General features: G+C 46.2%; 15 protein-coding genes, 1 pseudogene and 1 other annotated feature. Of the genes and pseudogenes, 13 read left to right on the top strand and 3 right to left on the bottom strand.

Going from position 1 to position 17,639, the window contains the following annotated elements; all coding sequences use genetic code 11:
• Positions 1 to 15: 15 nt before the first annotated feature.
• Positions 16 to 2,079 (top strand): beta-galactosidase GanA, encoded by a 2,064-nt coding sequence (ganA, locus tag NSU05_RS17240; protein ID WP_082098083.1) that lies wholly within the window; start codon positions 16 to 18, stop codon positions 2,077 to 2,079.
• A gap of 79 nt (positions 2,080 to 2,158) precedes the next feature.
• Positions 2,159 to 3,448 carry an arabinogalactan endo-beta-1,4-galactanase gene (ganB, locus tag NSU05_RS17235; protein WP_038429659.1) on the top strand — a complete coding sequence of 430 codons (1,290 nt, stop codon included), beginning with the start codon at positions 2,159 to 2,161 and terminating at the stop codon, positions 3,446 to 3,448.
• A gap of 53 nt (positions 3,449 to 3,501) precedes the next feature.
• Here ganB and NSU05_RS17230 read toward each other — a convergent pair.
• Positions 3,502 to 3,609: pseudogene (locus NSU05_RS17230) on the bottom strand (hypothetical protein); the annotation flags it as partial.
• 272 nt (positions 3,610 to 3,881) lie between these two features.
• On the opposite strand from NSU05_RS17230, the gene NSU05_RS17225 reads away from it, so the two are divergent.
• The 9 genes from NSU05_RS17225 to NSU05_RS17185 all read left to right on the top strand — a co-directional run bounded on the left by NSU05_RS17225 (position 3,882) and on the right by NSU05_RS17185 (position 13,227).
• On the top strand, positions 3,882 to 4,787 hold the full coding sequence (locus NSU05_RS17225) for an ABC transporter ATP-binding protein (protein WP_072692770.1): 906 nt from the start codon (positions 3,882 to 3,884) through the stop codon (positions 4,785 to 4,787).
• A complete protein-coding gene (locus NSU05_RS17220) occupies positions 4,788 to 5,525 on the top strand; it encodes an ABC transporter permease (protein WP_003228297.1) in 738 nt (245 codons plus the stop codon).
• A 3-nt stretch (positions 5,526 to 5,528) separates the two neighbouring features.
• Positions 5,529 to 6,644 carry a two-component system sensor histidine kinase YvfT gene (gene yvfT, locus NSU05_RS17215; protein ID WP_038429658.1) on the top strand — a complete coding sequence of 372 codons (1,116 nt, stop codon included), beginning with the start codon at positions 5,529 to 5,531 and terminating at the stop codon, positions 6,642 to 6,644.
• A gap of 16 nt (positions 6,645 to 6,660) precedes the next feature.
• Positions 6,661 to 7,263, top strand: a complete 603-nt coding sequence (gene yvfU, locus NSU05_RS17210; RefSeq protein ID WP_015251201.1) for a two-component system response regulator YvfU — start codon at positions 6,661 to 6,663, stop codon at positions 7,261 to 7,263.
• 173 nt (positions 7,264 to 7,436) lie between these two features.
• Entirely contained in the window at positions 7,437 to 8,153 is a 717-nt protein-coding gene (gene lutA, locus NSU05_RS17205) for a lactate utilization iron-sulfur protein LutA (RefSeq protein ID WP_024573483.1), read from the top strand.
• 26 nt (positions 8,154 to 8,179) lie between these two features.
• Entirely contained in the window at positions 8,180 to 9,619 is a 1,440-nt protein-coding gene (gene lutB / locus NSU05_RS17200; RefSeq protein WP_014480926.1) for a lactate utilization iron-sulfur protein LutB, read from the top strand.
• Complete coding sequence (gene lutC / locus NSU05_RS17195) at positions 9,619 to 10,341, top strand: lactate utilization protein LutC (RefSeq protein ID WP_038429656.1); 723 nt, start codon at positions 9,619 to 9,621, stop codon at positions 10,339 to 10,341. Before lutB ends, lutC begins: the two co-directional genes overlap by 1 nt.
• A 107-nt stretch (positions 10,342 to 10,448) precedes the next feature.
• Positions 10,449 to 11,483 (top strand): glycoside hydrolase family 18 protein, encoded by a 1,035-nt coding sequence (locus tag NSU05_RS17190; RefSeq protein WP_038429654.1) that lies wholly within the window; start codon positions 10,449 to 10,451, stop codon positions 11,481 to 11,483.
• Between the two features lie 97 nt (positions 11,484 to 11,580).
• Positions 11,581 to 11,816 (top strand) — a binding site (T-box leader).
• 67 nt (positions 11,817 to 11,883) lie between these two features.
• Positions 11,884 to 13,227, top strand: coding sequence for an amino acid permease (locus NSU05_RS17185; RefSeq protein WP_003228313.1), 1,344 nt, complete (start codon positions 11,884 to 11,886; stop codon positions 13,225 to 13,227).
• Between the two features lie 40 nt (positions 13,228 to 13,267).
• Here NSU05_RS17185 and NSU05_RS17180 read toward each other — a convergent pair whose 3' ends face one another.
• Entirely contained in the window at positions 13,268 to 14,185 is a 918-nt protein-coding gene (locus tag NSU05_RS17180; protein WP_003228315.1) for a DMT family transporter, read from the bottom strand.
• Between the two features lie 99 nt (positions 14,186 to 14,284).
• Between NSU05_RS17180 and NSU05_RS17175 the strand changes: the two genes are divergently transcribed.
• Together NSU05_RS17175 and NSU05_RS17170 are read left to right on the top strand one after the other, a co-directional pair.
• The gene (locus NSU05_RS17175; protein ID WP_038429652.1) at positions 14,285 to 15,163 is read left to right on the top strand and encodes a LysR family transcriptional regulator; all 879 of its coding nucleotides are present in this window, start codon (positions 14,285 to 14,287) and stop codon (positions 15,161 to 15,163) included.
• Positions 15,164 to 15,319: 156 nt separating this feature from the next.
• A complete protein-coding gene (locus NSU05_RS17170; RefSeq protein WP_003228318.1) occupies positions 15,320 to 16,330 on the top strand; it encodes an MsnO8 family LLM class oxidoreductase in 1,011 nt (336 codons plus the stop codon).
• Positions 16,331 to 16,378: 48 nt separating this feature from the next.
• Here NSU05_RS17170 and araR read toward each other — a convergent pair whose 3' ends face one another.
• Positions 16,379 to 17,467, bottom strand: coding sequence for an arabinose utilization transcriptional regulator AraR (gene araR, locus NSU05_RS17165; RefSeq protein WP_003243070.1), 1,089 nt, complete (start codon positions 17,465 to 17,467; stop codon positions 16,379 to 16,381).
• Between the last annotated feature and the right edge of the window lie 172 nt (positions 17,468 to 17,639).

Here is a 17,639-nt window from a genome sequence, read left to right as displayed (position 1 = left end):
AAAAAGGAGGAGAATGTGATGTCAAAGCTTGAAAAAACGCACGTAACAAAAGCGAAATTTATGCTCCATGGGGGAGACTACAACCCCGATCAGTGGCTGGATCGGCCCGATATTTTAGCTGACGATATCAAACTGATGAAGCTTTCTCATACGAATACGTTTTCTGTCGGTATTTTTGCATGGAGCGCACTTGAGCCGGAGGAGGGCGTATATCAATTTGAATGGCTGGATGATATTTTTGAGCGGATTCACAGTATAGGCGGCCGGGTCATATTAGCAACGCCGAGCGGAGCCCGTCCGGCCTGGCTGTCGCAAACCTATCCGGAAGTTTTGCGCGTCAATGCCTCCCGCGTCAAACAGCTGCACGGCGGAAGGCACAACCACTGCCTCACATCTAAAGTCTACCGAGAAAAAACACGGCACATCAACCGCTTATTAGCAGAACGATACGGGCATCACCCGGCGCTGTTAATGTGGCACATTTCAAACGAATACGGGGGAGATTGCCACTGTGATTTATGCCAGCATGCTTTCCGGGAGTGGCTGAAATCGAAATATGACAACAGCCTCAAGGCATTGAACCATGCGTGGTGGACTCCTTTTTGGAGCCATACGTTCAATGACTGGTCACAAATTGAAAGCCCTTCGCCGATCGGTGAAAATGGCTTGCATGGCCTGAATTTAGATTGGCGCCGCTTCGTCACCGATCAAACGATTTCGTTTTATAAAAATGAAATCATTCCGCTGAAAGAACTGACGCCTGATATCCCTATCACAACGAATTTTATGGCTGACACAGCGGATTTGATCCCGTACCAGGGCCTCGACTACAGCAAATTTGCAAAGCATGTCGATGTCATCAGCTGGGACGCTTATCCTGTCTGGCACAATGACTGGGAAAGCACAGCTGATTTGGCGATGAAGGTCGGTTTTATCAACGATCTGTACCGAAGCTTGAAGCAGCAGTCTTTCTTATTAATGGAGTGTACGCCAAGCGCGGTCAATTGGCATAACGTCAACAAGGCAAAGCGCCCGGGCATGAATCTGCTGTCGTCCATGCAAATGATTGCCCACGGTTCGGACAGCGTTCTCTATTTCCAATACCGCAAATCACGGGGGTCATCAGAAAAATTACACGGAGCGGTTGTGGATCATGACAATAGCCCGAAGAACCGCGTCTTTCAAGAAGTGGCCAAGGTAGGCGAGACATTGGAACGGCTGTCCGAAGTTGTCGGAACGAAGAGGCCGGCTCAAACCGCAATTTTATATGACTGGGAAAATCATTGGGCGCTCGAGGATGCTCAGGGGTTTGCGAAGGCGACAAAACGTTATCCGCAAACGCTTCAGCAGCATTACCGCACATTCTGGGAACACGATATCCCTGTCGACGTCATTACGAAAGAACAAGACTTTTCACCATATAAACTGCTGATCGTCCCGATGCTGTATTTAATCAGCGAGGACACCATTTCCCGTTTGAAAGCGTTTACAGCTGACGGCGGCATCTTAGTCATGACGTATATCAGCGGGATTGTGAATGAGCATGACTTAACATACACAGGCGGATGGCATCCGGACCTTCAAGCTATATTTGGAGTTGAGCCTCTTGAAACGGACACCCTGTATCCGAAGGATCGAAACGCTGTCAGCTACCGCAGCCAAATATATGAAATGAAGGATTATGCAACCGTGATTGATGTAAAGACAGCTTCAGTGGAAGCGGTGTATCAAGAAGATTTTTATGCGCGCACGCCAGCGGTCACAAGCCATGAGTACCAGCAGGGCAAGGCGTATTTTATCGGCGCGCGTATGGAGGATCAATTTCAGCGTGATTTCTATGAGGGTCTGATCACAGACCTGTCTCTTTCTCCAGTTTTTCCGGTTCGGCACGGAAAAGGCGTCTCCGTACAAGCGAGGCAGGATCAGGACAATGATTATATTTTTGTCATGAATTTCACGGAAGAAAAACAGCTGGTCACGTTTGACCAGAGTGTGAAGGACATGATGACAGGAGACATATTGTCAGGCGACCTGACGATGGAAAAGTATGAAGTGAGAATTATCGTAAACACACATTAGGCTGATGCTCCGCTCGATATGGGCGGATTCTTTTTTCTATAGAATGAAACCGCTTACTAAGTCTTTGGGGGATGAAATCATGAAAAGCAAAGTGAAAATGTTCTTTGCGGCTGCCATCGTGTGGATTGCATGTAGTTCAACAGGATATGCCGCTGCCATTGAGAAGGAGAAGCACGTGTCAGAGCTTCGGGCAGAGGATCTTTTTGTTAAAAAAGTAGAGGGGATGAACAAGGATTTTATCAAAGGGGCAGATGTATCCAGCGTTATTGCTTTGGAAAACAGCGGTGTCATCTTTTATAATACAAGCGGAAAACGCCAGGACATCTTTACAACCTTAAAACAGGCTGGCGTCAACTATGTTCGCGTCCGCATCTGGAATCACCCGTATGATTCAAATGGCAATGGGTATGGCGGGGGAAACAATGATGTTCAAAAAGCCATCGAAATCGGAAAAAGAGCGACAGCGAACGGAATGAAGGTGCTGGCCGACTTTCACTACTCTGATTTCTGGGCCGATCCAGCGAAACAAAAGGTGCCCAAAGCCTGGGTGAATCTCAGCTTTGAAGCAAAAAAAGCAAAGCTCTATGAGTATACGAAACAAAGCCTGCAAAAGATGATCAAGGAAGGCGTTGACATCGGCATGGTCCAGGTCGGAAATGAAACAACAGGAGGATTTGCCGGTGAGACTGATTGGACGAAGATGTGCCAATTATTTAATGAAGGAAGCCGAGCGGTCAGGGAGACAAATTCAAATATTTTGGTCGCCCTGCATTTTACCAATCCTGAAACGGCTGGAAGGTATTCATTTATTGCGGAAACACTCAGCAAAAACAAAGTGGATTATGATGTGTTTGCGAGCTCCTATTATCCTTTCTGGCATGGCACATTACAAAATTTGACCTCCGTGCTGAAGGCTGTTGCCAATACGTACGGTAAAAAAGTCATGGTGGCGGAGACATCGTACACCTATACCGCTGAGGATGGAGATGGGCATGGAAATACAGCACCAAAAAGCGGGCAGACGCTGCCATATCCAATTTCTGTTCAAGGCCAGGCAACTGCAGTAAGAGATGTAATGGAGGCAGTGGCGAATACGGGCAAAGCAGGACTTGGTGTTTTCTACTGGGAGCCGGCGTGGATTCCAGTCGGACCGAAGACACAGATAGAGAAAAACAAAGTGTTATGGGAAACATACGGGTCAGGGTGGGCGTCCAGCTATGCTGCTGAATACGACCCTGAAGACGCCGGGAAGTGGTATGGGGGAAGTGCTGTAGATAATCAAGCTTTATTTGATTTTCATGGACACCCGCTGCCTTCCTTGCAGGTGTTTCAATATGCGGAGTCAGGACATATTCCAAAGAAACGCTGAAACAAAAAAATCCATGAGATGTAACAAATCATTGTTATGTCTCATGGATCATTTTATTTTACATCAACTAATATAAAACATTCGTCATCACTCTTATGATGAGCTTCCTTTTGATGCTGCAGTGATGTAAGGATTTTCTCCTTCAGGTCAGCGATCGGCGAAGCAGCCGGAAAGTAATATAAAGTTCAATAGATCTATCATAACACTCGGATGGTTTGAAGAGTGTATCTTTCTATGAATGTCACAGCAGTTTAAAAGAAAGAGGACATGGGAGATAGAAAAGATGGATGAATTGGAAGATGCAGGAGGAGGATTGCCTAGACACCGGGGTGAGAAAAAAATGACATTTGTCACTCCATCATCATGACACCCCATACTAACATCGTCTTCTCCGTCATTTTACAATCAATGTAAACGATCAGGAGGTGCTCATGTGATGAAAGAAGCAGTAACAGTAAGCAACGTGACAAAACATTTCCAGCGAAAAACCGCTGTAAACCACATCAGCTTCAGTATTGAAAAAGGAGAAATTGCAGCCATTCTCGGGCCAAATGGGGCAGGGAAGACGACCGTCGTCTCGATGATATTAGGATTGCTGAAACCGAGTGAGGGAGAAATCAAACTATTTAACCGGGTTCCCGATGATCAACAGGTTCGTGAAAAAATAGGTGTAATGCTTCAGGAAGTAAGTGTCATGCCGGGCCTTAAGGTGGATGAAATCCTTGAACTCTTCCGGAGCTATTATCCGAATCCATTGTCCATGAAAGAACTCGTTTCGTTAACAGCACTCACCAAAGAAGATTTGAAAACAAGAGCAGAAAAATTATCCGGCGGACAAAAACGCCGTTTGAGCTTTGCTTTGGCTCTTGCCGGGAACCCGGAGCTGCTTATACTTGATGAACCGACAGTCGGCATGGACACTTCATCAAGACACCGATTCTGGCAGACCATTCACGGACTGTCGGACCAAGGAAAAACGATTATTTTTTCAACTCATTATTTACAGGAAGCAGATGATGCCGCACAGCGAATCCTATTTTTTACTGAAGGACAGCTTGTTGCAGACGGCTCACCAATGCAAATCCGCTCAAGAATTCAAAAACAGTCTGTTTCCTTTACGCTTCATTCAAGTGAATCATTGGAAAGGCTGTCTTGTCACCCGGAAGTCGAGAGAGTGATCCACGAGCATGAGAGAACCATCATCCAGACATCAAATACAGACAAAGTGTTGGCGCTGATCTTTCAAGAAAACATACATGCACGGGATATTCGAATTGAGCAAGCAACGCTCGATGAGGCATTTCGCCAGCTGGCTGACGGCAACAGGGAGGCGATGTGAGTGAACGTGCTGCAAAAGCAAAGCATCGCTGAAATGAAAAGGGTGCTTAGGAACAAGTACTTTGTGCTTTGGTCTCTGATCATGCCGATTGCCTTTTATTATTTCTTTACAAATGTAGTGAATACCAACGTCCCTGATCAACGTGCATGGGAAGCCCATTACCTGATGTCGATGACAGTCTTCAGCGTGATGGGTTCCTCTATCATGACGCTTGGCATCCGAATGGTACAAGAACGGTCACAAGGCTGGGCCGCCTTTATCCGCCTTACGCCTCTTCCGGATCATATCTATTTATCAGCTCAGATGATCGGCCAAAGTGTCATTCACGTTTTATCAATTACCGTCATATTTCTGTTCGGCGCAATCATCAATGATATTGCCTTGTCACCGTTTGAATGGATGATGAGCGGACTGTGGATTTTGTTTGGCGCATTGCCTTTTTTAGCATTAGGCACACTAATCGGCCTCATGAGAAAAGTAGAAACAGCGGCCGGAATCAGTAATGTGCTTTATATGCTGCTGGCTTTAGGCGGAGGGATGTGGATGCCGTTTGAGGTCATGCCTGACATGATGCAGAGCATTGGCCAGTGGCTTCCGTCTTATCATTTCGGGAGCGGAGCGTGGGAACTTGTCCGGGGTGGGAGTCCGACTTGGAAAAATATTCTGATATTAATCGCTTATATGATGCTCTTCATGCTACTATCTAAATATATAAGAAGAAAACAAGAAGCGGTGTAATACATGAAAAAGGCAATATCTATTTTCCCGAAGGAATTCGGGTTTTTCCCTTATATCTTTCTGGTGTATACGATTATGCCGTTCCTCTCTTTATTAAAAGAATCAGGGGTCAAACAGGGGATCGGATATGGTATGCTGCTCCTTTTTGTAGCGGCATATCGCCAGTTATTCTGCAGCGTGGGCAAAGCTTCGTTTACATATTGGCTTATCGTGCAAATGGCGGTTATTTTGATGTATAGTGTGTTTTACAATATCACCTATATATACTTAGGTTTTTTTCCGGCAAACTTTGTTGGTTATTACAAAGAGAAAACGAATTTTAACCGTGCGTTCTGCGCTTTAATCTTTATACTGCTTTTTCCATGCCTATACCAATTTATCGCGAATTCGGTCTCGCTTCGGGAGCTTTTTTCTGTTCTCCCGTTTCTCGTCATTATGCTCATTTCTCCATTCGGCATTCGTTCTATGTTTCGGAGGATTGAGCTTGAAAATAAGCTTGCACAAGCCAACGAACAGATAAAAGAACTCTCTAAAAGAGAGGAGCGTGTTCGAATCGCCCGTGATCTTCACGATACCCTTGGCCACACCCTGTCGCTGCTTACATTAAAAAGCCAGCTCATTCAGCGGCTGGCTGCATCTGATCCAGAACGGACCAAGCTTGAGGCAAAAGAAATGGAAACCAGCTCACGCTCCGCACTCAAGCAAGTTCGAGAGCTGGTTTCTGATATGAGGACGGTCACGATAACAGAGGAGCTCGTAAACATTCAGCACATATTAAGAGCGGGGAACATTACCTTTCAATACGAAGGAGCCGACGACTTTTCAGCGATATCTCCCGTCACTCAAAATATTATCAGTATGTGTATGCGGGAAGCCGTGACTAACATTATCAAGCACAGCAAAGCAACCCACTGTGCCATCACCATTTCTCAATTTGCTGACAAAATGAGGATCGTAATACGGGATGACGGAAAGGGAGCGCCGAAGGAGAAAATGTTTGGGAATGGCCTGTGGGGAATGGAAGAACGGCTCATGCTCATTGAAGGGGGATTAACGGTTTCAGATCATAACGGAACGGTTGTGGCACTGACGATTCCGCTTATTAAAAAAGCAGAATGATTGGAGGACGAAAAGAATGATTCGTCTGTTTATTGCTGAGGACCAGCGCATGCTTTTAGGCGCTTTGGGATCTTTGCTTGATTTAGAAGAGGATATGACAGTCATCGGACAAGCATTAAACGGGGAAGAGGCGCTACATGCTATTTTGAAGCTGGAGCCGGATGTATGCATTATGGACATTGAAATGCCGGTTCGAAGCGGGCTGGATGTGGCAGAGGAATTAATGAAAAAAGGCTGCGTCAGCAAGGTCATTATTTTAACCACCTTTGCTCGCCCCGGATATTTTGAACGCGCCGTAAAGGCCGGTGCACATGGCTATCTGCTGAAAGACGGCGAAATTGACGATCTGGCCGATGCCATTCGAAAATGTGTAAAGGGAAAACGTGTCTTCAGCCCTGAGTTGACGTTTAATATGATGCGAGACGAAAATCCGCTAACCGTTAGAGAGCAAGAAATTCTGAGGCTTGCGGCTTTAGGCAAGACAACAAAAGACATTACGCTGGAGCTCTATTTATCTCAAGGCACAGTTCGAAACTATATCTCAGAAATCATCCAAAAGCTTAATGCGAAAAATCGGACAGAAGCCGCCAGCATCGCTGAGGAAAAAGGCTGGATCTAACCATATACTGCACTCCTGGGAGATCGGGAGTGTTTTTATATGCCACAAATGAAAATATCCCTAGAAAACCCTTCCCTTCCATTGTCAGAATAGTGTACGATATTCATATAGTTATTTTAACTCAGGTCATCAGATGACCTGATCATATATTGGGGATGAGAGAGGGGTTCATCATGAAAGTCTCACTTTTTGTCACTTGTCTTGTTGATATGTTTCAAACAAATGTCGGAAAAGCAACGGTTGAGCTGCTGGAGCGGCTTGGGTGTGAGGTTGATTTTCCGGAAGGGCAGATTTGCTGCGGGCAGCCGGCTTACAACAGCGGCTATGTAAATGACGCCAAAAAAGCAATGAAACGGATGATCGAAACGTTTCAGGATTCCGAATATGTTGTCAGTCCTTCCGGTTCCTGCACAACGATGTTCCGGGAGTATCCGCACCTGTTTCAGGATGATCCGAAATGGGCCGATAAAGCGCAAAAGCTGGCGGATAAAACGTATGAATTGACAGATTTTATTGTGAACGTACTTGGAGTAGAGGATGTCGGCGCGACCCTTCATACAAAAGCGACCTTACATACGTCGTGCCATATGACAAGGCTGCTGGGTGTTCGGGAGGAGCCGATGAAGCTGTTGAGCCATGTGAAGGGCCTGCAGTTTACAGAGCTTCCGGGCAAACATAACTGCTGCGGATTCGGAGGAACGTTCTCCGTCAAGATGGCGCAGATTTCTGAGCAGATGGTCGATGAAAAAGTCGAATGTGTGGAGGAAACGGGAGCAGAGGTGCTGATCGGTGCTGACTGCGGCTGTTTGATGAATATCGGGGGACGGCTTGGCCGAAAAGATAAGAATGTCAAAGTGATGCACATCGCCGAAGTGCTCAACAGCAGATAAAACTGGATTCAGAGGGGGAAAGGATCATGGCGATGAAAATTGGTACTGACGCTTTTAAAGAGCGGGTATCACAGGGGATTGATAATGAATTTATGAGAGGCGCTGTTTCGGGTGCACAGGAGCGTCTGCGGACGCGGCGCCTAGAGGCAGCAGAAGAACTGGGAAACTGGGAGGAGTGGCGCTCATTATCAGAGGAAATCAGGCAGCATGTCCTTGAAAACCTTGATTTCTATCTCGGACAGCTTGCCGAAAATGTGGCGAAAAGAGGCGGACATGTCTATTTCGCGGAAACAGCGGAAGAGGCGTCTTCCTATATTCGGGATGTCATTCAAAAGAAGAACGGGAAGAAAATTGTGAAATCTAAATCAATGGTCACAGAGGAAATCAATCTGAATGAGGTGCTGGAGAAGGAAGGCTGTGAAGTCGTAGAAACCGATCTCGGGGAGTATATTTTGCAGATTGATGATCACGATCCGCCGTCACATATCGTAGCGCCCGCCCTTCATAAAAATAAAGAGCAGATACGCGATGTGTTTAAAGAAAGACTGGACTATCAACATACAGAAAAACCGGAAGAGCTGGTGATGCATGCGCGCGCCATTCTCCGGAAAAAGTTTCTGGAAGCGGATATCGGCATTACCGGTTGTAACTTCGCCATCGCTGACACGGGTTCCGTCAGCCTTGTGACCAATGAAGGAAATGGACGGCTTGTGAGCACCTTGCCGAAAACACAAATTACCGTCATGGGAATGGAGCGGATTGTCCCGTCATTTTCTGAATTTGAAGTGCTAGTCAGCATGCTGACAAGAAGTGCTGTCGGACAGCGGCTGACAAGCTATATTACAGCTTTGACGGGTCCGAAGCTGGAAGGTGAAGTGGACGGTCCGGAAGAATTCCATCTTGTCATCGTTGACAATGGACGATCCAATATCCTTGGAACGGAATTCCAGTCTGTGCTGCAATGTATCCGCTGTGCCGCCTGTATCAATGTCTGTCCTGTGTACCGCCATGTCGGCGGACATTCATACGGCTCAATCTACTCGGGGCCGATCGGAGCGGTTTTATCGCCGTTGCTCGGCGGTTATGACGATTATAAGGAGCTGCCGTACGCATCTTCACTGTGCGCTGCTTGTTCAGAAGCCTGCCCGGTCAAAATCCCGCTTCATGAGCTGCTACTCAAGCATCGTCAGAATATCGTCGAAAAAGAAGGCAGGGCGCCGATCAGTGAAAAGCTTGCAATGAAAGCATTCGGACTTGGCGCATCCTCCTTATCGCTTTACAAAATGGGCTCAAAATGGGCGCCGGCCGCCATGACGCCTTTTACAGAGGACGAAAAAATTTCGAAGGGGCCCGGCCCGCTTAAAAATTGGACCCAGATCCGCGACTTCCCGGCACCGCATAAATCGAGATTCAGAGACTGGTTTGCGGACAGAGAAACAAGTGAACGCACGAAGGAGGAGCAGTGATGACGAAGGGAACCATTCAGAATCAAGAGAGCTTTTTAAACCGAATCGTATCCAGCCTGGGCCGTGAACGAAGAACAGGAGGCGTGGCAGTCCCTGAATGGGCGCATCAGCCGCAATATAAAACACTTGAAGGTTATTCAGCGGATGACTTAGTCACAGTGCTCAAAAACCATTGTGTCAAAATCCATACAGAGCTGATTGAAACGGATTCAACCGGCCTTTACGATGCCCTGCGCGAGCAAGTCAGCCGCTTTTCCGGAGGCCCTGTCATCATTCCGAAGGATCCCCGCTTTGAAGAATACGGACTGAAAAGCCTGCTCACCAAGGAATGGCCGAGTGAAGGAACGCCGGTCTGGGAGTGGGATGCTGACAAAGGCGAGGAAAATATCAAAAAAGCGGAGCAAGCCAATGTAGGGATTACATTCAGCGAAATTACATTGGCTGAGTCGGGGACGGTTGTCCTCTTCTCCTCAAAAGACATCGGCCGATCTGTCAGCCTTCTGCCGACGACTTATATTGCGATCGTGCCGAAATCAAGCATTGTACCGAGAATGACACAAGCCAGTGATATCATCCGCCAAAACATTGCGAACGGTGACACTGTTCCTTCATGTATCAACTACATTACCGGACCGAGCAACTCAGCAGACATTGAAATGGATTTAGTTGTGGGAGTGCACGGACCTGTAAAGGCAGCATATATTCTCGTCTCTGACCGCTGAACTCAGGAAGCCCGGCAGGCATATGCCGGGCTTTTTGCTTGAAAAAACTTCAACTTCCAATTTTTTGGCCGATGAGAAGAGTATGACTTGATACAGGAGGAAATGCGATGAAAAAATGGCTGATCATAGCGGTTTCACTGGCGATTGCGATTGTTCTGTTTATGTATACAAAAGGAGAAGCGAAGGCAGCCGGAATGACACTAGGCTACACGACTGGGGATACGGCTTCATACAATTCTCTTACGAAATATCATACATACATGAATGCCATCGCAACCGATACATTTGCGTTTGAAAAAAACGGACGAATCATTGGCGATGCCCCAAGCAAGCAGCTGACATATGCGAAAAAGAAAAAAATCAAGACATGGGCTGTCATTTCAAACTATAATGATGCCATTTATGATTTTGACGGAGATTTAGCGAGTCGAGTCATGAGTAATAAAACAGCGAAAAAACGATTCACAGATCAGTTAATTACACTGGCCAAAAAGCACTCATATTACGGAATTAATATCGATTTTGAAGCAGTAAATCCAGAAGACCGCGCTGCGTACTCGACCTTCATTCAATATGTCTCACAGGCTTTGAATAAGAAACATATTAAAACAATGGTATCCGTTCCGGCCAAAAGCGTCGATGATAAAAATGATGACTGGAGCTGGCCGTATGATTATGCGAAAATCGGCAAATATGCCGACTTCGTACAAGTCATGACCTACGACGAACATGGCATTTGGGGTGAGCCAGGGTCAGTGGCAAGCACAAACTGGATCAAAAGCTCTCTGCAGTTTTCAGTCAAAAAGATCAAAGCCAATAAAGTCATCATGGGAATCCCTGCGTACGGCTATGACTGGGATGTAAAAGACGGAAGTAACAGCACAATAAGGGAATGGAATGAGCTCAAATCCCTCATCAAAAAACAAAAAGCAAAGCCGGCATTCAACAAAAAATCAGGATCGATGACGTTTTCTTATGTTGACAAAAAGAAGCATAAACATGTCGTGTGGTATGAAAACGAAAAAACCGTTCAAACGAAAAGCCATCTGGCAAAGCAATATAAAATAGCAGGTGTTTCAGTTTACGCATTAGGAAACGAGTCAGAATCCTTTTGGAAAGCCATTCGAAAAGGGACAAAATAACAGTTTCTTTTTTCTCTGAAGTTATTGACAGTTAAAAGAGAAGCACGTATATTATGTTAATATATTCAGATCATAAAATTTGAGTTTTTCAGAAAACTAAAACACATAGATTGGGAGCAGTAAAAGAAAGTGATCAGAACAGAGAGCTGCGGGGTGGTGCGACGCAGCCTGATTCTTCTTTGAACTCGCCCGGGAGTGGTAAGACGGAACGGAATAGATTGAATATTCCCTATGTTTTAACGGCTAACCTTCGTTACAGGTCAAAAGCAGGATTCTTCATGAAGAATCAACAAGAGTGGTACCGCGGTCAGCCGAAGGCTCGTCGTCTCTTTATCTATTAGATTAGGTAGGAGATGGCGGGCTTTTTTGTTTTTAAAACGAGAAGGAGAGGTAGAAGAGGATGAAAAACGACAATCAAACGTTAAAACGCACGATGACGTCCCGCCATATTATGATGATGGCGCTGGGCGGAGCAATCGGCGCAGGTTTATTTAAGGGGAGCAGCTCAGCGATCGATGTGGCAGGGCCATCTGTCATTATCGCATATCTGCTCGGCGGGATTATTTTGCTGTTTATTATGCAGGGGCTGGCGGAAATGGCTGTTCGAAACCGTAACGCCAGAACCTTCCGTGATCTTGTCCAGCAGGTATTGGGAAATTACGCCGCTTACTTTTTGGACTGGATCTACTGGAAAATGTGGGTGCTTAACATTGCGGCTGAAGCTGTTGTAGCTGCGATTTTCATTCAATATTGGCTGCCGGGCTGCCCGATCTGGGTGTTGGCATTAGGAATTTCTCTTATCGTCACGATTGTAAACTTGCTTTCTGTTAAAATCTTCGCCGAAACCGAATATTGGCTGGCAATGATCAAGATTACCGTTATTATTATCTTTATTATTCTGGGATTGCTGCTCTTATTTGTATCATTCGGTGATCATACAGCATCCGGATTTTCAAATCTGACAGACCACGGCGGATTTTTCCCGCACGGCGGCACAGGGCTGATCACGGCGATGCTTGTCGTCATCTACTCTTACGGCGGTACAGAAATTATCGGTGTAACGCTTGCAGAGACAAAAAATCCGGAAAAGGTTGTCCCGAAAGCTGTCCGCAGCACACTGACACGGATTGTCGCGTTTTACCTGCTGCCGTTTTTCATCATCGTCAGCCTGATTCCATGGAACCAAGTCAATTCCGTTCCGGAAAGTCCTTTCGTGATGGTCTTTAAAATGGTAGGCATTCCGGGCGCGGATCATATCATGAATGCAGTCATCCTGCTGGCGATCATTTCTTCTATGAATTCAGGTTTATACGGATCATCACGCATTTTGTATACACAGGCAAGTGACGGAAGGCTTCCAAAGGTCTTCTCGAAGCTTTCATCGAAAAACGTACCGATGTTTGCGATTCTGATGTGCACTTCTTCTCTCTATATTGGCGTATTGATTTCTCTGTTCGCAGGAAGCCAAACATTTAATTATTTAATGGGATCATTGGGATATACCGTTTTATTCATTTGGCTGATCATCGGATTCGCTCATTTAAAATCGAGAAAACAGCAAACGGAAACACCGGCCTATTATGTAAAATGGTTCCCGTACACGACATGGTTTGCGATTGTGGCATTACTCGCCATTCTGATCGGGGTCATTATGACAACATCAATTGTCATTACCGGCATTACTGCGGCGATCTACCTTTTGATTACAGTTGCATATTTGGTCAAAGGACGCAAGCATCAGTAAATAAGAAACCCTCTTGCCGCATCCGGTAAGAGGGTTTTTATTATTGTGCAGCTTTCTCGTTTATACCAATCGCCGCAGCTTTCTGCGCTTTTGATTTTGTATTCACGAGACAGATGCTCGTGACAATCAGCAGCAGCCCTGCCAAGAGGCTAAGGGTGAGCGGTTCATGCAGGAAAATGGAGCTGGCCACGATTGATATGAGCGGAATCAAAAAAGTATAAGATGCGACCTTGCTTGCTTCTCCTGAACCGACAAGCGTAAAAAAGACAAGCCAGCCGAGCGCGATAACGAATACGGAGATGAACAGCAGGCTCGTGATAAACGGAGCTGTCCATTGGATCGCCGAAAAGCTTTCTGTCCAAAAGCCGGATATAAGCAGAAACACGCTTCCGATCGTCAGCTGCAGAGCGACCATCCAGATGGAATCGACGCGGCTGCCTGTTTTTTTCATATATACCGTCCCGAGCGCCCAGCTGACTGCGGAGCCGAGAGCCAGCAGAACCCCAATGACAGAAATATGCCCGCCAAAGCCCGCAGCACTAATGACGGCTACTCCCGCAAAACCGAGGATGAGGCCGATCACTTTCATTACAAACATGGATTCGCCGAGCCACAGCCAAGAAAATACACCCATCAGAACAGGCTGGAAGAAGACGATTGCAGAAAACAGGCCGGCCGGAAGATAATTCAGCCCGATCGTTTGCAGGCCGTAGAATAACGTAATATTTAAAAGAGCAGAAACAAGATAAATCGGCCACGTTTCTTTTAAGCGTAATTTATGAATACGCGGCAGTGCGACAATGACTAATAAAAGCCCGCCGATCAGCGTTCGGATGCCCGCGAACAATAATGGCGGAGAATAGGCGAGCGCGGCTTTGGACAGCGGCCAATTGACGCCCCACATGATGACGAGAAATGCGAGCAGGAGAGCTGTCCGCGTTTTTGAGAGCTGCTTCATTGTTCATTCACTCCTTGTAGAACTTTTCCATCATATGATACGGTAGAACATAAGATAAATAAAATGAATCTTTTTTATAAGGAGCATAAGTAAATTGTTATGACCATTACACAATTAAAGGTTTTTGTGAAAATAGCTGAAACGGGAAGCTTTACAAAAGCGGGTCAGGCGCTGAACATGACACAGCCGGCTGTCAGCCATGCGATTTCTGCGATCGAAGCTGAGCTTGATGTAAAGCTGATCATTCGTGACCGCCGCAATGGCCTGATGCTGACGGATACGGGAAAACAGATCTTAGTACACATTAGAGAAGTCTTAAAAGGCATTGAAAAAGTTGAGCAGGTAGCAGCAGCAGAAAAAGGGCTTGAACTGGGAACGATCCATATCGGCACATTCTCAACTGCCTCGGCTTATTTTATGCCGAAGCTGATCAGTGCATTTAAACAAAAATATCCGAAACTTGAGCTCGTGCTGCACGAGGGAACTGTAAATGAAGTCAAGGAGTGGCTTCATACGCGGATGATAGATGTCGGGATTCTTCTGTATCCAACAGAGGAGATGGAGTACATTCATTTGAAAAAAGACAAAATGGCTGTCGTGCTCAGGGACGATCACCCGCTTGCCAGTCATTCGGCCATTACGCTGAAAGATCTTGACCATGAACCGATGATCGTCTGTGACGGAGGCTATGAATCACCATTTGTCGATATGTTCAGGCAGGCGGGCGCTACGCTGCACCCAGCTTTCACGGTCTATAACATCAACACCTCGATCAGTATGATCAGAGAAGGACTGGGCCTGGCCATTTTATCAGAAATGTCCATGTCGGGGATGCCGCTGCCGGAGCATGTGGTGACCCGGGAATTGGACCCGCAGGTATACCGTGATGTGCAGCTTGCTGTTCCGTCGCTAAAGGAGGCTTCTCTGGCGGCTAAGCTCTTTATTGAGATGGCTAAGGAGTTGTTTGGAGCAGAATAATGTTCCAAACCGTTCGTTTTATATTGTTCGAATTTCATCGAATCAAATTCTTTTATTCCTGAATGCAGTTGTGTTATGGTGTGATAGAAGTTCTTTCAATCATGACCTGACAGCTTTGGGCTGTTTACTGATAACACATTTGCAAAGGAGAACAATATGTCTAACAACCAACGCAAAGATACCTTGCTTTCTGTCTTGAATTTATCTCCGGTTGTTCAGGGAGGAACGATTGCAGAATCATTCCGAAACAGTATGGACTTGGCGCGCCGGGCAGAGGAATGGGGCTATCACCGTTACTGGCTTGCTGAACATCATAATATAGAAGGTGTTGCAAGCTCTGCCACCGCAGTTTTGATTGGCCATATTGCCGGAGGCACGAAGAAAATCCGCGTCGGTTCCGGCGGCATTATGCTCCCGAACCACTCTTCATTAGTCATTGCTGAACAATTCGGCACACTGGAAACACTGTATCCCGGGCGGATTGATCTGGGGCTTGGACGTGCGCCGGGAACAGACCAGTTGACAGCCAGAGCACTCCGCAGAAACATCAACAGCGGGGAGGATTTTCCAGAACAATTAGAGGAACTGCGCAATTATTTTAAACCGTCAGGAAATGTGCGCAATCAAGTTCGCGCCATTCCCGGAGAGGGCATAGATGTGCCGATTTGGCTGCTGGGCTCAAGCGGCTTCAGCGCCCGTCTGGCAGGTGAATTAGGTCTTCCGTTTGCCTTTGCCGCTCATTTCTCACCGGCGAATACGGTTCCCGCTTTGGAGCTGTACCGCAATTCCTTCACGCCGTCAGACGTGCTCGACGAACCGTATGCGATGGTCGGTGTCACCATTATCGCGGCAGATACAAACGAGAAAGCGCAGCACCTTGCGACTTCGCATTATCAAAGGTTTCTTGATCTTGTCCGCGGTACGCCGAACCAGCTTAAACCGCCTGTTGAGGATATGGACCAAATCTGGAGCCCGTATGAAAAAGCGATGGTCAATGAGCAGCTGAGCTCCACGATTGTCGGAGGTCCGGAAGAAGTGAAGGCGAAGCTTGAAGATTTCGTCAAAACGACACAGGCTGACGAAATTATGGTTAACTCAGAAACCTTTGAACACGCAGACAGAATGCGTTCGTTTGAAATCATCGCTGACGTTTGGAAAAACAGATAACAGCTATAAAAAAAGCAATGTAGCGGGGAGACCCATACATTGCTTTTTTTATTCATTCAGTTTTCGTGCGGACTGGCGAATGATCAACTCAGGCTCAAATATGACATCCTCTTGCTTCGGCTTTTTATGCTCTAAGCAGTCAATGACATATTTGGCGGCTGCTTTTCCAAGCACTGATTTCGGATGTTTGACAGAGGTTAGTTTCACTTCTGAGATTTGGGCGAAATGTGAATCATCATACCCGACGATAGACATATCTTCCGGCACTTTAAGATCCATCTCCCTCAGCATATCAATCACCTTCAGCGCAATTTCATCGTTATAACAAAGAATGGCTGTCGGCATGTGCTTGCTGTTTTTCTCCAGTGTGGCTTTTACTTTCTCCAGAAGTTTTGATTCTTTTTCTTCCGTTGTAAATGTCACGATCATATCCGGAGAAGGAAACAACTCACGCTCCCGGTGCGCCTGTATAAATCCGTTCATCCGTTTCACGCCTTGTGTGTCATCAGCTTTAAAAATACCCATCATATGCGTGTGGCCGAGAGAAAGCAAATGCTCCGCCGCCATCATCCCGCCTTTCACATCATCCAAGGTAAAACTTGGCGCGGCAAGCTCGGCATATGACGCGTTAATCATCGCAAAAGGAATGCCGTTTTTCTCCAAGTTCAGATAATAGCCGATGTTTGGGGTTTGAAGGGCGCTTTTTGTCGGTTCTACGATGAGTCCGTCAATATGCTGGGACAGCAGGTTTTCTAAGCCTCTTCTTTCGTTGTCCGGGTTGTTGTTCGTGCTTGTCAAAAGCATAGAATACCCCTGCTCGCTTAAATAGGACTCGATTCCTCTGATGATGCTCGGGAAAATATAGTCTGATATGTAGGTTGTCAAAACACCGATCGTTTTATTGGAATGCAGCGCTGACTTAGCAGAGCGTGAAGCGACAAAGGTGCCTCCGCCTTGCACGCTGTACAGCAGACCTTGTGATACGAGGTCTCCGATCGCTTTGCGGATGGTATGCCGGCTGACGCCGAATTGCTGCATTAATTCGTTTTCGGTAGGGATTTTTTGATCGGGCAGTATTTTGCCTTGATTAATCCAAGAACTGATTTCTTCTTTTACTTGCGCGTATTTTGGTAACATATCCATTCCTCCAAAATGTATACGGACAAATTCCAGTATATCACAGCGTTCTTTGTAAGAAAACATTGACAGAAAATGCAAACAAGATTATTCTATATTTGTACGTACTAATTAAATGTAATTTTCGTTAAATTTTAATATAAGTACGTACAATTAAAAAGTATAATGTAAA

This window comes from Bacillus sp. EU52, assembly GCF_037964975.1.
Classification (GTDB): Bacteria; Bacillota; Bacilli; order Bacillales; family Bacillaceae; genus Bacillus; species Bacillus subtilis.
The sequence above is the reverse complement of the archived record's forward strand: the minus strand, read 5'-3'. Positions and strand labels throughout refer to the sequence as shown.

Bases quoted from the DNA above. Each gene is read 5' to 3' on its own strand.
- ganB (WP_038429659.1), top strand. From the start codon at position 2,159: ATGAAAAGCAAAGTGAAAATGTTCTTTGCGGCTGCCATCGTGTGGATT.
- yvfT (WP_038429658.1), top strand. From the start codon at position 5,529: ATGAAAAAGGCAATATCTATTTTCCCGAAGGAATTCGGGTTTTTCCCT.
- yvfU (WP_015251201.1), top strand. From the start codon at position 6,661: ATGATTCGTCTGTTTATTGCTGAGGACCAGCGCATGCTTTTAGGCGCT.
- lutA (WP_024573483.1), top strand. From the start codon at position 7,437: ATGAAAGTCTCACTTTTTGTCACTTGTCTTGTTGATATGTTTCAAACA.
- lutB (WP_014480926.1), top strand. From the start codon at position 8,180: ATGGCGATGAAAATTGGTACTGACGCTTTTAAAGAGCGGGTATCACAG.
- lutC (WP_038429656.1), top strand. From the start codon at position 9,619: ATGACGAAGGGAACCATTCAGAATCAAGAGAGCTTTTTAAACCGAATC.
- NSU05_RS17190 (WP_038429654.1), top strand. From the start codon at position 10,449: ATGAAAAAATGGCTGATCATAGCGGTTTCACTGGCGATTGCGATTGTT.
- NSU05_RS17185 (WP_003228313.1), top strand. From the start codon at position 11,884: ATGAAAAACGACAATCAAACGTTAAAACGCACGATGACGTCCCGCCAT.
- NSU05_RS17180 (WP_003228315.1), bottom strand. From the start codon at position 14,185: ATGAAGCAGCTCTCAAAAACGCGGACAGCTCTCCTGCTCGCATTTCTC.
- NSU05_RS17175 (WP_038429652.1), top strand. From the start codon at position 14,285: ATGACCATTACACAATTAAAGGTTTTTGTGAAAATAGCTGAAACGGGA.
- NSU05_RS17170 (WP_003228318.1), top strand. From the start codon at position 15,320: ATGTCTAACAACCAACGCAAAGATACCTTGCTTTCTGTCTTGAATTTA.
- araR (WP_003243070.1), bottom strand. From the start codon at position 17,467: ATGTTACCAAAATACGCGCAAGTAAAAGAAGAAATCAGTTCTTGGATT.